The 15,189-nt window shown below is 47.4% G+C and carries 16 protein-coding genes; 10 read left to right on the top strand and 6 right to left on the bottom strand.

Features of this window, described 5'->3' with window-relative positions; translation table 11 throughout:
* Positions 1-157: 157 nt before the first annotated feature.
* A complete protein-coding gene (locus GV030_RS03005) occupies positions 158-979 on the bottom strand; it encodes a hypothetical protein (RefSeq protein ID WP_159579665.1) in 822 nt (273 codons plus the stop codon).
* A 259-nt stretch (positions 980-1,238) separates the two neighbouring features.
* Between GV030_RS03005 and GV030_RS03000 the strand changes: the two genes are divergently transcribed.
* The gene (locus GV030_RS03000) at positions 1,239-2,660 is read left to right on the top strand and encodes a PLP-dependent aminotransferase family protein (RefSeq protein WP_159579663.1); all 1,422 of its coding nucleotides are present in this window, start codon (positions 1,239-1,241) and stop codon (positions 2,658-2,660) included.
* A gap of 54 nt (positions 2,661-2,714) precedes the next feature.
* The gene (locus GV030_RS02995; RefSeq protein WP_159579661.1) at positions 2,715-4,130 is read left to right on the top strand and encodes a pyridoxal-dependent decarboxylase; all 1,416 of its coding nucleotides are present in this window, start codon (positions 2,715-2,717) and stop codon (positions 4,128-4,130) included.
* A 41-nt stretch (positions 4,131-4,171) separates the two neighbouring features.
* Here the strand turns inward: GV030_RS02995 and GV030_RS02990 are convergent, their stop codons facing one another.
* The 5 genes from GV030_RS02990 to GV030_RS02970 form a co-directional block, all read right to left on the bottom strand.
* Positions 4,172-5,113, bottom strand: a complete 942-nt coding sequence (locus GV030_RS02990; protein WP_159579659.1) for a hypothetical protein — start codon at positions 5,111-5,113, stop codon at positions 4,172-4,174.
* Entirely contained in the window at positions 5,106-6,155 is a 1,050-nt protein-coding gene (locus GV030_RS02985) for a cytochrome-c peroxidase (RefSeq protein ID WP_159579657.1), read from the bottom strand. Before GV030_RS02985 ends, GV030_RS02990 begins: the two co-directional genes overlap by 8 nt.
* Positions 6,148-7,011 carry an MbnP family protein gene (locus GV030_RS02980; RefSeq protein WP_159579655.1) on the bottom strand — a complete coding sequence of 288 codons (864 nt, stop codon included), beginning with the start codon at positions 7,009-7,011 and terminating at the stop codon, positions 6,148-6,150. The genes GV030_RS02985 and GV030_RS02980 overlap by 8 nt, the downstream gene beginning before the upstream one ends.
* A 107-nt stretch (positions 7,012-7,118) precedes the next feature.
* On the bottom strand, positions 7,119-7,532 hold the full coding sequence (locus tag GV030_RS02975; protein WP_159579653.1) for a hypothetical protein: 414 nt from the start codon (positions 7,530-7,532) through the stop codon (positions 7,119-7,121).
* Between the two features lie 87 nt (positions 7,533-7,619).
* Complete coding sequence (locus GV030_RS02970; RefSeq protein ID WP_159579651.1) at positions 7,620-8,516, bottom strand: AraC family transcriptional regulator; 897 nt, start codon at positions 8,514-8,516, stop codon at positions 7,620-7,622.
* A 180-nt stretch (positions 8,517-8,696) separates the two neighbouring features.
* On the opposite strand from GV030_RS02970, the gene GV030_RS02965 reads away from it, so the two are divergent.
* The 8 genes from GV030_RS02965 to GV030_RS02930 all read left to right on the top strand — a co-directional run bounded on the left by GV030_RS02965 (position 8,697) and on the right by GV030_RS02930 (position 15,158).
* A complete protein-coding gene (locus GV030_RS02965) occupies positions 8,697-9,143 on the top strand; it encodes a nuclear transport factor 2 family protein (protein ID WP_159579649.1) in 447 nt (148 codons plus the stop codon).
* An 11-nt stretch (positions 9,144-9,154) separates the two neighbouring features.
* Positions 9,155-9,598 (top strand): nuclear transport factor 2 family protein, encoded by a 444-nt coding sequence (locus tag GV030_RS02960; RefSeq protein ID WP_159579647.1) that lies wholly within the window; start codon positions 9,155-9,157, stop codon positions 9,596-9,598.
* A gap of 38 nt (positions 9,599-9,636) precedes the next feature.
* Complete coding sequence (locus tag GV030_RS02955) at positions 9,637-10,623, top strand: aldo/keto reductase (protein ID WP_159579645.1); 987 nt, start codon at positions 9,637-9,639, stop codon at positions 10,621-10,623.
* A gap of 12 nt (positions 10,624-10,635) precedes the next feature.
* A complete protein-coding gene (locus GV030_RS02950) occupies positions 10,636-11,382 on the top strand; it encodes a carboxymuconolactone decarboxylase family protein (RefSeq protein ID WP_159579643.1) in 747 nt (248 codons plus the stop codon).
* Positions 11,369-11,854, top strand: coding sequence for a cupin domain-containing protein (locus GV030_RS02945; protein WP_255465041.1), 486 nt, complete (start codon positions 11,369-11,371; stop codon positions 11,852-11,854). Before GV030_RS02950 ends, GV030_RS02945 begins: the two co-directional genes overlap by 14 nt.
* A 135-nt stretch (positions 11,855-11,989) precedes the next feature.
* Positions 11,990-12,445 (top strand): (2Fe-2S)-binding protein, encoded by a 456-nt coding sequence (locus GV030_RS02940; RefSeq protein ID WP_159579641.1) that lies wholly within the window; start codon positions 11,990-11,992, stop codon positions 12,443-12,445.
* 10 nt (positions 12,446-12,455) lie between these two features.
* On the top strand, positions 12,456-14,720 hold the full coding sequence (locus GV030_RS02935; RefSeq protein ID WP_159579639.1) for a xanthine dehydrogenase family protein molybdopterin-binding subunit: 2,265 nt from the start codon (positions 12,456-12,458) through the stop codon (positions 14,718-14,720).
* Positions 14,721-14,777: 57 nt separating this feature from the next.
* Positions 14,778-15,158 carry a putative quinol monooxygenase gene (locus tag GV030_RS02930; RefSeq protein WP_159579637.1) on the top strand — a complete coding sequence of 127 codons (381 nt, stop codon included), beginning with the start codon at positions 14,778-14,780 and terminating at the stop codon, positions 15,156-15,158.
* Positions 15,159-15,189: the final 31 nt, after the last annotated feature.

Raw genomic sequence — 15,189 nt, 5'->3', positions numbered from 1 at the left:
GTTTTTAAAAGCGTGGTACTGCTGCACTCCCTTGCTCCCACCAGGGCTGATTTACCGGTGTTGCGATAAATAATGCTTGGAAGTTGTATAGCCTCCGCCCTTTCCGAGGTTGTCACCATCAAGCGATCGATATGTGAATGCAAACCTCTTAGTACCCTCAATCAACCACAAAAACACTGATGTAATTGGGGGTTTTGTAGCTGATGGTTATTATTTCATACTCCCCGCCAATGAGGGCATTGACGCCCGAGGCTACATCCAGTTCTGACGCCTCACTGCGGATTTGGTTGTTTTTCACCCGGTAGCCTGCTTCAGCATTTTTAGCTGTGGTCAGCTTCTTCACCTTGACGAGGTACCCTGTGGAGGCCAGTTGCTGAGCCAGCTGGTTCGCCTTTCCTTTGGAGTCACGGCTCGCCATCGTTTCTTCCAGGTAGAAAATATCCACCCGAAAAGGTGTGGGCTCCTTAGAGACGAGAGGCCGCTCATACACGGCTTTCTGACGTTGAATGATTTCCAATGCCGACTCGGGATCTGTCGCAGAGGTGTCCAGTTTTTCAAGTTTCTGCTCGTCTGCCAACAGTTTCTTATACTCATCATAGTCGTCCTGCAGCTTGCCCTGATACTCTACCCATCGCTCCCTCAGGCGATCTGTGGGTGTGACGGTCGCAAAGTACTCCGCCAGCTTCCACCTCTTCTCTATGTTGTCTGCCTCCAGGATCAGGTCCACATACTTGTCGTAAACCTGCATCTCCTTGATCCCTGTTTCCCTTTCGGTAAAACCATCCTTCACCAGATTTCCAGAGAAAACAAGTGCCACCGACACGATATACCATTTGCTGATCTCGATGATTTTTTCATATCCGGAAGAGGGCACCGGCTTGCCTGCCGCCAGGTAGATCCCCAGTCCGATCAGAAACAGAATGGGTAAGATCACATAAATCAAACTGATAAATGACAAAAAATTGACGGCACTTTCCATGGCGATGTGGTTGGGTTAAAACAGTTTCAGTTCATACCAGACTGATCACTAAAGGTAAGATCAAAACCCATCATTTACAACGGGAGCATTTTTATGGCATGTTCGTTTCCATCACCATGACACACACATCAAACAGTTACAGTTTTGAATAATTTGACCGGATCAGTTGAGTTTTAAGGGGTTCAGGTATCCACAAGCGCTCAGCATTCGTTTATTTTGATCTGTCCTGGTTTATATCTAGAAAAACCCAACTGTTCGTATGCAGGAAAACAGATTTAAATATGAAGCCATCGCCGATAATATTCGGGACGCCATCAGGCTGGGTTCACTTCGAACCGGGGACCGGCTACAATCCATCCGGCAGACAAGTCGTGAGCTGGGTGTCAGCAATGCGAGCGTATTCAAAGCTTACTACCACCTGGAGTCGGAAGGGTTAATCGAATGCCGACCAAAATCGGGCTACTATGTCAGGTATCACCTCCAGGACTCAGAGCCACCAAGCAGTCAGCTGCTAAACGAAGATGCCTGTGAGGTTTCCAACCAGGCCCTGATCCTGGAATTTTTAGCCACCAAACTCTCCCACCCGGACCATCTCGATCTGAGTACCGCAGTACCCTCTACCGAGCTTTTACCTATCGGTGGCCTCAAGAAGAGCATTCAAAAGAGCTACCTGAACGACCCCCGGGCAGCTACTGCTTATGAAAACACCACCGGTCATCCGGGACTCAAGCGAAGCATCTGCCAGTTTGGATTGAACTGGGGCTGCGTCATAGCTGAAAGTGAGGTGGTTATCACCAATGGATGCATGGAGGCCATTGCCCTCAGTCTGAGCATACTCACCAAGCCCGGAGATACGATTGCACTGGAGAGCCCGGTTTATTATGGATTGTTACAACTGATCCAGCACCTAAAACTGAAAATCGTAGAAATCCCTGCTGACCCGACCACCGGTATCTCCCTCGATGACCTGGAGCAAGTCATACATCATCAGGACCTTAAAGCCATTGTGGTGATACCCAACTTCAATAACCCCACCGGCTCATTGGTTCCTGATGAAAACAAGCAGCGCCTGGTGGCCATGGCCACTGAGCATCAGATTCCTATCATAGAGGATGACATCTACGGGGAGCTCTACTTTTCAGAACCGCGACCCAAAAATTGCAAAAGCTTTGATGAAGACGGATGGGTCATTTACTGCTCCTCCTTTTCCAAAACCCTCGCTCCGGGTTTTCGTGTGGGCTGGTGCATTCCGGGCCGGTTTCACGAGGAATTTGTCCAGCGAAAATATGTCACCAACATCTCCACTTCCTCCATCAGCCAGGCAGTTATTGCCCACTTCCTGACCCATGGCCGGTATGATTTTTATCTGAAAAAACTCAGAAGTGCCCTCAAAACACAGCACCTGCAGTATAAGCGGGCCATCTTCGATTACTTCCCGGGAAAAATCGCGAGTTCTAATCCTCAGGGCGGATTCGTCCTTTGGCTGGAGCTTTCCAAGAATAAAAACGCACTGAAACTCTACCAGGTGGGCGTTAAAGCAGGCATTGTCATAGCTCCGGGTCAGATGTTCTTCGCCCGGGCTGATTATAAAAACTACTTCCGAATCAGCTTCGGCAAACCTTTTGACGAGGCGGTAGATCAGGCCCTCAAAAAGCTGGGCAGCCTGGCTGCAACGCTTTGATTATTGGAGCATTATGAAACGAAAATAAATTTTAGGTCTAAAACACATCCAACCATGAATACTATCCTGAAAGAAGATTTGCTCACCCTCAATAAACTCCTGAGCGACACCCTGTTACAAGGATTGACTTACTTGTCCAATTTGGATCAAACGCCCACCTCAGTGTCTTTTGATCCACCTGCGGAAAGGACCCTAAGCACATCTGGGGTGGGTGGCGAAGGAGCGTTGTATGAGTTCATCAACCGCTTTGAATCCTTAATGGTCGCCTCATCCGGGCCACGGTACTGGGGCTTTGTCACCGGCGGTTCTACTCCTGCTGCGCTCATGGGTGATCTCCTGGCCACCATCTATGACCAAAACACCCAGACCACCAAGGGCCATGGGGATGTCTCAGCGATCGTAGAGTTCGAAACCATCCGGCTTCTGCTGGAGTTATTCGATCTGCCCGATGACTTTATGGGTGGGTTCGTCACCGGAGCCACCATGTCCAACTTCACCTGTCTGGGAGCTGCCCGGCAGTGGGTGGGTGGAAAGCAAGGTTATGACATTGCTAAATCGGGTATTTCCAGGCCCATCCACATACTCTCGGCAGTGCCACACTCCTCTTCCATCAAAGCCCTCTCCATGCTGGGGATCGGCAGTAGCCAGGTGACCAGGATACCCACCATCAACCCCACGCGTGAGGCGATCGACATCAGCAAGCTGGAAGAGGCCATCCATCAGCTCGACGGTGAGCCCTTCATTCTGATCTCCAGTGGTGGCACCGTCAATACCGTGGACTTTGACGACATGAAAGCGATCTCCGCACTCAGGGAGAAACACGACTTTTGGTGGCATATCGATGCGGCTTTCGGCGGATTTGCAGCCGTCAGTCCCAAGCACAAGCACCTCATTGAAGGCTGGGAACGTGCAGACAGCATTACCATAGATGGTCACAAGTGGCTCAATGTGCCGTATGAGAGCGCTTTTTTCTTTACCCGAAAAGAGCACACATTGCATCAGGTGGACACTTTTCAAAACTCCAACGCCCCCTACCTGGGAGACCCGAACGAAAATTTCAACTACCTCAATTTTCTTCCGGAAAACTCGAGGCGCTTCAAGGCCCTGGCGGCATGGTTTAGCCTTGTTGCATATGGCAAGGAGGGGTATCGGGAGATCGTAGAGCGCACCATCGACATGGCTCAGGAGCTGGGACAATTCATAGCGGACAGTGAGGCCTTTGAACTACTGGCACCCACTCGCCTGAATACTGTCTGTTTTACTCTGAAAAATGGCAGCGAGGCAGATGTGAATACCTTCTTGTCCAAACTCAATGATGGAGGAAAAGTATTCATGACCCCCACGTCCTTCAATGGCAGGGCCGGTATCAGGGCAGCACTAGTCAATTGGCGAACAACCGCTGCGGATGTTCAAATCGTGAAAGAAGAGATGAATCAGGTGATTCAGGGCATCCAATCCGTCGTGCTGTGACCGCCCCAATGAGGGCAGTCTGCTAAGGGATCATCCTCCTCTTACATTTGGTTGTTTTTGAATGAAAAGCTGTAGTAGAGCCCCACTGTGAGCCTGTTTCCGCCTTCAATCTCAGCAAAGTCATCGGTGTTGAAAGATTGTATGAGGGGCACCTGATACTGAACATTGGTAGTCACCCTTCCGGCAAAAAGCTGAACACCAAAAGTACCCAGGAGAGAACTACCCCCGGTATTGGCCTCTATGATGTCATGATATTTATGCCGATCCGCAGCCTCATAATAGACCCCTGCAAACGGAACCAGTGAGACCTTCTTCATTTCAAGGTAGTAGAAGGCATTCCCACTCAGGTTAAATTGATTGCCGAAACGATAGGCCTGAGTGTTGGGGGTATTCATCTTAAAAGAGGTCTCTGCATTGATCCCAAGATTTCCATGACGAATGGTATAATTAGCAGAAAGTACATAATCAAGGCTTCCTGATCCGAGCTGAAAATTACGATTGACCAGCTCCCCGTTATCTTCTTTATCAAATTCACCCACAGGCACCTTCAGTCCTGCGCCCACATTCAGCGAATGCATGATCGCCCGACTGAAATCATTCCCGGTATTGAACGGTGAATAGTAAATGACCACTACCGGATCACCTACTCCCTCAGAGTGTACAGTTTGATGAGAACCCTCCATATTATTGATCATGTAGGGCATCAGGTAGCGCACCTGAAAGCGCTCTGCGAGGCTGAACCTGCCCATCAGGTCATAGCGCTGATAGGTATCTTCTGAATGTTCATCTTCATAGTAATACCCATCGTTATCGATCGACGCACTAAAGGAGGCATGGCTATATTTTACACCCACAAAATGAGTGTTCTGGTTGGGTAGAAAACCAAAATAAAGCCCCGACAAGCTGCATCCGCAAACATCGCAGGCCCGACCGCTCAGGCTCAGCATAACGGCCAAAATGAATAGGTAAAGGTGTTTAGTCATGATTTTGAAATTTTGGATCCGAGATCAGGTCTCTGTCCGTTAATGTTTTGATAAATGAAATGATCTTTATTTTTTCGTCCTCCGTAAGTGCAATCCCCTTCACCTTGCCATCTTCCATGAAAATGGGATCCAATGTAGGCGAGCCTTTAATTCCCTGCTCGTAATGATTCAGCACTTCTTCCAGGGTAGAAAACCGGGCATTATGCATGTACGGGGCAGTGATCTCCGCATTCCTCAGACTTGGTACCCTAAACTTCCCATAGTCCGCCTCATCCTCGGTAATTGCCCCACGACCAAGATCTTTGAATGAACTACTGAGTCCATTGTTTTTATAGGAAAAATCTGTGAACAGTTCTCCAGAATGACAAGTAGCACATTTCTGATCGAATAGCTGCATCCCCTCAAGCTCCTCCGTAGACAGCTCACCTTTTCCAAGGATGTATTGGTCATACCTGGAATTAGCAGATACCATCAGGAGGGTAAACTGAGAAAGCGCATACAACAGATAAGGAGAAGTGACCTCATCCACGCCAAAGGCTTCTTTGAACAATCCGGGGTATCGATCATCCTGATTGAGCTTGCTCACCACATTGGCCAGAGACTCATCCATTTCCACATCCGACTCGATCGCATTAATTGGCACGAAATCCAGATGGCTTACCCCGCCATCCCAAAAGAACTCTCTCATGAAAGCCAGGTTCGCCAGCATGGGCGCATTTCGAAAGCCTGCCTGATTGTCCACCCCAATGCTCATGCCGTGCAGAGGCATGTCTGCAAATGCGCGCGACTGTTGATGACAATTGTTGCAGGACACACTTTTGTCTCTCGAAAGAATAGGGTCAAAAAAAAGGCGCCGCCCCAATTCAAAACCTTCTTTGGTTACCGGGTTGTTTTCAAAGGTATATGTAGGCTCGGGGAAATGCGCAGGCTTTTCGAACTTGTAGAACTCCTCCCCGGGATCTATGCTTTCTCCGCTACAACTCCCTAAAATCAAAAGAAGTACCCAGCTGTATGCCGGGTACTTTTTCAAGAGATCAATCATGACTACTGGTACTCTGGTGCACGTGATGTACACTAAAAGCATTCAAAAGCTGATCAGCCAACACCTTACCTCCTTTTGGGGAATGGATAGAATAGGTCGTGCTAAAATCCACTTCTGCTCCGTCCAATACCTTCAGCACATCTGTGATCAGATGTGCCAATGGAGATAGGTGCGGGTTCACCGTGACAGTGGTCCCAAACTCTAAAGTGATTGTCTTGATATTATTGACAAAATTCTCATTATCAGTTACATCCTTCCAACCACCTACATGGAAACCAAAGGTCTTTTCAAGCACCTCTACTCCATTTCCATGGTCTACGTAAGCCTGACCTGAATGCTCTGCAGTACCTTCCATCATCAGCCCGATATAACCTGCATTCCAATTCCAAAACCAGGCTCCGGCAGCAGGATCCAATACGCCACCTGCGGCCCCTTCTTTCATTCCGTCTTCCTCTACCCCTATGGTAAAAGTGATCCGATCGTAAGTGCCGGCAGGCACCTTTTCCAGTAGAATATTGCGTGAAATGGAGTTGCTCTCCTTCAGGAGGTAGTATCCTTTCGCTTCATCAGCATTCACACTTATTTCATCCTGAAAGTACTCGCCATTTGGGCCCTCCAAAGTGATTTTGCTCACATAATACCCGAGACTGGAAAGGTTGAATGGCTCCCCGTCGGAAGTTTCGTAATCATAGTCGGTAGAACCAGGGGCTCTCAGCGTGATGCTATTGGCACCCACCTTATTTTCAAAATACAGCTGAAAGGTGCCAAACTCATCAGGATTAACCTCATCATCACTGCCGCAAGACCATAGCAGCGTTGTTAGCGAAACCATCGCCATCAGTTTCAATATTTTCATCGCTTTCGATAATTCTTAAATGGTAAAATTGGATATGGGAGCCTGACGGACATGACATAACCATGCCCTGGAAGACTCCAAAAACTACAATAAATGGGGGATTGAGTTTATCCTATCCGGGGTGGATGAAATATATCGAACGCCAAACGTGATTTGGGAAAGTCCTCACTTAGATGTGAAAAAGTTAAATCCTGAGCGAGTGCCAGTTGATCAACCTCCCACTCGATGTGCCTGGTTTCTGAAAAGAAGAAGGTAAAACTTTTGGGAGTGAGTTGTTTGGATTTTTCCTGATGCTCCTGGGCTTTGTCCAGCTGTGCAGCCAGGTAGCAACTCCCCCCACATACAGTGATGGGTTGCTTTCGCTCTACACACAGCACCCGGGAGATGTAATCTCTGCGCATCTCAAAATCCAGATAGACCAAAGGAGTCACCAGCGCACTTCCCATATTGGCAAGGATAATTATGGCGATTATAAAAGACTTTACTCCGGTCATCCCGGCAAAAATCTCAATGTCTGGCATTCTTTCAAAGGGTTTTGCTACAATTTACTTGGAAACTTGAAATCAAATTTCGCATTCCGGTACAAACCAGATATACGACATTGTTGGTCAGTTCAATTGCCTATATTCCTGTGGTGTGTAGCCCACGCGTTTTTTGAATAACCGGGAGAAGTGCTGTGGGTATTTGAAGCCCAGTTCGAATGCGATTTCCTTAACAGATTTTTCTGACCCGAAAATCTTGTCTTTGGCAATCTCGATCAACTTCGTCTGAATGGATTCCTGCGCAGATCGGCCTGTCTCCTTCTTGATCATATCTCCAAAATAATTGACAGAAAGGTGCAGCTCATCAGCAAAGTAGCTTACAGAAGGAAGACCTAACGAATAGGGCTTTTCCGAAGCGAAGTAATTATTCAGGGATTCTTCAAACCTTCCCAGAATGCCGTTGTTCACGTGCGCTCTGGTAATGAACTGTCGATCATAGAAGCGCTCACAGTAGTCCAGAAGCAACCCAATATTGGAGGCGATCAACTTTCTGCTGTGCTTATCTACCGGCCGTTTCAATTCATTTTCAATTTTCAGGAAGCAGTCCACGATGGTCTGTTGCTCCTCCGGCGAGAGGTGCAGCGCCTCGCTCAGGTTGTAAGAGAAAAAACCGTACTCGTCAATTTGTCTGGCCAATGGGGTTCCTAATATCAAATCGGGATGAAAGGTTAACCCCCTACCTGACGGCTGATAAATATCTGTTTTGTTGCTCACATCCACCACCTGACCCGGCCCCACAAAAACCAGCGTACCCTCCTGATAGTCGTACGTATTCTTGCCGTACACAAGATCCCCGCATTTTACATCCTTCAGGAAAATGGAATAGATCCCAAAAGACATTTTGTACCCGTGTCTGGGGTTGGCCTTGGAAAAATCAAGAACACTCACCAGCGGGTGTAAAGTGGGATGATTATTAAAATCATTGTAGGCTTTGATACTATCGAAATTTTTCTGATCGCTCATATCATGTGCTTTTACGAATTCTAAACTACATCACCTAGAGGAATATGTGTAGCTCAATCAGTGATTATGGTACGGATAACCGTAATGTATCTACTAACTTCCATAGAATCAACTCGTAAAATTGCATAGTCGATTCAAACACTAAACCCAAACTAGATGCGACACTTAAACACCATTCAAATGAAGAAACTTTTGATCTGCCTGGCGATGATCCTGGGCACCACTCTATGGACATATGCCCAAAGTGACGATACCGAGATGATCAACTTATCCAAACAAAAATGGGCATGGATGGCCGATAAAAATGTGGAAGAGCTGGCATCGTTGTTTCACGAGGAATCCAAGTTTGTACACATGAGCGGATCCTGGAAAAAGGACCGGGAACTGGAAATCATTGAGAGTGGAAGCATTTGGTATAAAAACACCATCGTGCATGATGTGGATGTCAAGCGCTTTGGCAACACAGTCATTGTATGGAGTCGCATCACACTGGAAGCACACGTGCGTGGCAACGATGTGTCCAATGAGTTTACAGCTACGGAGGTTTACCAGAAACAATCAGACAGCTGGCAACTTTTGGACCTCACTTTCAGCAGTGTCCGTGATACTCATCAAATTGAACATTAATACCAAACTTTATGAAAACACTGATAATCGGACTGATTCTGATTCTCTTGAGCGTACACGGGTCCAGCGCACAGACTCCTGACAGAGAGCAGGAAATCATAGACCTGTCAAAAGCCAAATGGCAATGGATGTCAGATAAAAATGTAGAAAAACTGGAAGAACTCTTTCATGAGAAGTCTGCATTCGTTCACATGGGTGGTTCCTGGGGGAAAGAACCCGAGATCAACATCATTAAAAGTGGTGGCATTTGGTACAAAAAAGCTGACATCCATGAGGTATCGGTCAACATCATTGGCAGTACGGCCATCCTACTCAACAACATCACGCTGATTGCAGAAGTGGGCGGAAATGAAGTTACTAATCCCTTCATGGTCACTGAGGTATATATCTACGAAGATGGAGACTGGAAGCTGGGCTCCCTGTCATTTACCAAACTATTGACCAGAGGAGAATAGGGTCATCAAATAAGGTTGGAACGCTGCAAACATCAACTATGAAAACCAGAAAGTTAGGAAATCAAGGATTGGAGGTCTCAGAAATAGGCCTGGGATGCATGGGCATGAGCTTTGGATATGGCCCACCTAAGGATGAAAAGGAGATGATTGACATTCTCCATAAAGCGGTATATGCCGGAGTGACCTTCTTTGATACCGCTGAGGTGTATGGCCCCTGGATTAATGAAGAGTTGGTTGGAGATGCCCTGAAACCCTTTCATGGAGAAGTGGTGATTGCTACTAAGTTTGGCTTCAACATTCAGGATGGGAAAATGGCCGGATTGAACAGTCATCCGGAAAACATCAGAAAGGTGGCTGAAGCTTCACTGAAGCGTCTGAAAGTAGATACCCTGGATCTTTTCTATCAGCACAGGGTAGATCCCAATGTACCTATTGAAGAGGTAGCTGGCACAGTAAAAGACCTGATTTGGGAGGGTAAAGTGAAGCATTTCGGATTGTCCGAAGCAGGTACCCAAACGATCCGACGGGCACACGCCATTCAGCCCGTCACCGCACTCCAAAGCGAGTATTCACTCTGGACACGCCAGCATGAAAAAGAGATTATTCCGACCATAGAAGAGCTAGGCATTGGATTGGTAGCCTACAGCCCCCTTGGAAAAGGCTACCTCACAGGTAAAATCAATGAATCCACAGCATTTCAGGCTGGAGATATTCGAAACATCCTACCCAGATATCAGGAAGAAGCACGGGTCGCGAACAAGGCATTATTAGAAGTAATCTGCCAGTTTGCCGAAAGAAAACAAGCCACCCCTGCTCAGGTGGCCCTTGCCTGGGTTTTGGCACAAAAACCCTGGATTGTTCCCATACCGGGTACCACCAGGGCGCATCGCCTCGAAGAAAACCTGGGTGCAGCGTCCGTCAGGTTTTCATCCGACGAATTAGAGGAAATGGAAACTGCTTCTGCTAATGTGAAAGTGGTGGGTGAACGTTACACAGAGCAGATGGAAAGTACCACTGGACTTTGATGAGATAAACCAATGATTCTAAAAATCTTAAAGCTTGTCATGTTTGCAGGATCAGCTCTCGCCTCAAATTTTTCTTCCGGCCAGACCGTTGAAAATGGAAATAGAGCCAATGCACTATCAGTAAGTCAGGAGCAAATTGTGATCATTTCGTCTCTTACGGCCAAAGGCGATCTCCTCCAACTAAGAGACGCCTTATCGAGCGGGCTGGATGCCGGACTCACGATCAATGAAATCAAAGAAGTGATCGTTCATCTATATGCGTACTGTGGTTTTCCGCGAAGCATAATGGGGCTACGTACCTTTATGACAGTACTGGATGAAAGAAAGGAGAAGGGAATCGAAGATACCTGGGGAAATGCAGCTTCCCCTATCCCGGATTCCCCTGACAAGTATACCCGTGGAGTCGAAACTCTGGAGAAACTTACAAAAGCCAAACTTGGACCAAAACCAGCTTATCAAGAGTTTTCGCCAGAAATGGATGTGTTCCTGAAAGAACATCTCTTTGCAGATATTTTTGAAAGAGATGTGCTCAGCTACCATGCGCGTGAGTTAGTCACTATTTCCGTCCTTAGTACCCTTGGAGGACTGGAACCCATGCTCCGGGGGCATTTCGGTATCTGCCTGAAGGTTGGCTTATCTTCCAACCAACTCGGTGAAGCTCTGAACATAATCCATAAACACATTGGCGAGAAAGAAGCACTGGCGGCACAGCAAGTCTTAGAAGAAGTGATAACCAACCATAGAAATGATGAACATTAAGTATCTACCCTTTATCTGCTTGATAGCAATCATGGGTTCCTGCATTGATCAGAGTGAATCACGAGACATTGAGATGAAGCCATCCAGAGCAAAGATCTTTTCTAAAGGGGTGAGACTTGAGAGCGACCACTTTCATGGCAACGCCTGGTTGGATGTTCTGGTAGTTGCCGATAGTGTTAACCAGAATGCTGTTGGAAGTGTCACTTTTGAGCCTGGTTCACGAACAAACTGGCACTCACACCCCAATGGACAAATCATCCTGACACTTGAGGGTGAAGGATATTATCAGGAGCAAGGAAGTTCGAAAAAGATTTTACGCAAAGGTGATGTGGTCAAATGTCCGGCCAACTTACCTCACTGGCATGGAGCAAGCCCGGACAGTGAATTCGTACAGGTGGCCATTACCAGCCGTGTGAATGGGCCTACTGAATGGCTGAGCCCCGTTAGCGATGAAGAGTATCGAGGTGAATGAATAGGAACGTGGAGTTAGGGCATGTGATTGCAAACAAACTCACCGTTAAAAATTGAATACTTGATGTACTTCGTATCTGTGCTCAAGATTCTGTAAATTATAAAGCAATAATTTCAAACATTAACATCCAGAAATATGGCAAAATTCGCACTAACAATCAATGGTCAGGAGCGACAGGTAGATGTGGACCCGGCTACTCCCATCTTATGGGTGCTCAGAGACCACCTCAATCTTGTTGGCACTAAATACGGATGTGGAATTGCTCAGTGTGGTGCATGCACCATTCATCTCAACGGAATGGCCACCAGATCTTGTATGTTGCCCGTTTCTGCAGTCGGCAACAACGAAATCACCACCATCGAAGGACTCTCTGAAGGCGCCAACCACCCTGTACAACAGGCCTGGATGCAGCACGATGTGCCACAATGCGGATACTGCCAGTCGGGGCAGATCATGAGCGCAGCAGCACTCCTCCAATCCAACCCCAAGCCGACAGATGAGGAAATTGAAGGAGCCATGAGTGGGAATATTTGCCGATGTGGAACCTATGTACGAATCAAAGCTGCTATTAAAACCGCCTCTAACCTTTAACTCCCCTACTATGACCCTTCTAAAAACCAAAGTTGGCAGACGCGCATTTATCAAGACCTCCGCTTTAGCAGGTGGCGGACTGATGATCAGCTTTAGCTGGCTGGCCAGCTGTGGCCCTGGCATCAAAGAAGCTGAGGTATTGGCAATGTCCGATGAGTGGTTTGATCTCAACGCCTACCTGAAGATTGGTGAAAACGGAGTGACTACCATTATGTGTCCGAACCCGGAGTTTGGCCAGAATGTGAAAACCTCTATGCCTATGATCGTGGCTGAGGAACTGGACATGGATTGGGAAAAGGTAATCGTGGAAATGGCTCCTTTCAACACCAGCCTGTATGATCGCCAGTTCACCGGCGGGAGTCAGGGGATCCGTCGGAGCTGGAATGTCTTGAGAATGGCAGGAGCCACCGCCAGGCAAATGCTCAAACAGGCTGCAGCCAATGCCTGGGGAGTTCCGCTTGAAGAAATAACTACCGCATCAGCTACAGTAAAGCATGAAGCTTCTGGCCAGTCTGCCACATATGGCGAGTTGGTCTCAGCCGCTTCCAAACTCCCAACACCTGCCGAAGTACAACTTAAGGAAGTGAAAGACTTCACCATCGTGGGCAATTCAAAGAAAAATGTAGACGCCAGAAAGATTGTCACTGGTACGCCAATGTATAGCCTCGATATCAATCAGGAAGGAATGCTCACAGCCATGATTGTGCATCCTCCTGCCTTCGGGATGAAGTTAAAATCATTCAATGCAGATTCTGTGAAAGACATGCCCGGGATCAAAGAAGTGTTTTCCTTCAAAACCTTTCAGGATGATTATGTGCAGAATTACTTTGACACCAATACATTCCCTGAATTGGTCGCTATTGTAGGCAATAGCACTTGGGAGGTGATGAATGCCAAAAAAGCATTGCAAGTTGAATGGGAACCTTTTGATTCATACTCCTTTTCGGTAGATGCTTTTGGTAATAAACAAACAAGAGAGGTTCCAGCCGGCCTTGAAAACAGTGACAGTCACCTGACAGCTATGCAGGAAAGAGCGTCAAGGCCTTGCACCCTGCTCCGTAAGGATGGCGACCCGGACAAGGCCTTCACCTCGGCTGCCAAAGTCATTGAAAGAACCTACACTGCACCGTTTCTGGCTCACAACCCAATGGAGCCAATCAACTGTGTGGCGGATGTGACCGCCGAGAGGGCCATCATTAGTGCACCCATTCAGGCTCCCGAGCTGATCGAAGGCACACTTTCCGCCAGACTCGGACTGCCCCTGGATAAAATAGAGATCGTCATGACGCGCATGGGCGGCGGATTCGGCAGGCGTGCTTACGGTCACTATATGGTGGAAGCTGCGGTGATTAGTCAGAAAGTAAATCGTCCCGTCAAGCTTGTTTACATGCGAGAAGACGACATGACTTTTGGTGTATACCGCCCCACCTACATGGCTACCTATCGAGCTGCATTGGATGAAAACAACCAACTAGTTGCATACCATGTAAAAGCAGGTGGGATACCCGAAAGCCCGCTTGGACGAGGAGCAGCCAACAGATTTCCTGCCGGGGCTGTGGATCATTACCTTGCAGAGGAATGGTCTGTTAACTCTAATATCACCATTGGGGCATTCAGGGCTCCAAGATCAAATTTTTTGGGAGGAGCTGAGCAATCATTTCTGGATGAAGTAGCCGAAGCAGCCGGGCAAGATCCTATTCAATTCCGATTGGATTTGCTTACCCGTGCTAAACACAATCCTGTGGGCGAACAAAATGATTACGAAGCAGACCGATATGCTGGAGTGCTTGAGCTTGTACGGGATCAATCTAACTTGAGCCAACCACGGCCGGGGGTTCATCGTGGGGTAGCGGCCTATTTTTGCCACAACAGCTATGCCGCTCATGTGCTGGAGTTAAGCCGGGAGAATGGAAAACTGAAGGTAAAGAAGGTCACCTGTGCACTTGACTGTGGCATAGTAGTAAATCCGGATGCAGCAGCCAACATGGCTGAGGGTGCCATCATTGACGGAATTGGCAATGCGTTTTATGGAGAGATGACCTTCAGAAATGGGGTACCAGAAAAAACCAACTTCGACCGATACCGAATGATCAGGATGAATGAAGCACCTGAATCCATTGATGTCCATTTTGTCAAAAATGAAATTGATCCAACAGGATTGGGGGAGCCACCCTTCCCTCCCATCTTTGGTGCGGTGGCCAATGCCCTGTACAAGTCATCCGGCAAACGTTATTATCACCAGCCTTTTCTCAAGGAAGGTGTTGCTTTGGGCTAATCGTGTGTCTTGAATACTTAATGAGTATGCTCCAACCTTAAATAAAAACACCTGTCAATGAAAAGCCTAATCCTTACTGGTTTTCTCTTATTCTGCGCATCTTATTTACCTGTTCAGGGTCAAAGTCATAAAGTACGCCTTGCCCAACTCGTGATCGACTCCATCCACCTGGAGGATTACAAGGCGCTATTAAAAGAGGAGATTGAAGCCTCTCTTGCTTTAGAACCAGGTGTGTTGACACTATATGCTGTGTCAGAAAAAGACCGACCAAACCGTTTCACAATTTTAGAAATCTATGCCAGTGAATCTGCCTATCAGTCGCATCTCAAAACCGAGCATTTCTTAAAGTATAAAAACAAAACAGTAAGTATGGTACAGTCTCTGGAGCTGATCGAAACCATCCCACTCCTACCTCTAATGAAGATTAAATCCGAATAAGTCTCACCAACGATTATTCTTAACTCAGCAT

The organism is Marinoscillum sp. 108 (assembly GCF_902506655.1).
Lineage (GTDB): Bacteria > Bacteroidota > Bacteroidia > Cytophagales > Cyclobacteriaceae > Marinoscillum > Marinoscillum luteum.
This window is presented reverse-complemented; position numbering and strand designations above follow the sequence as displayed.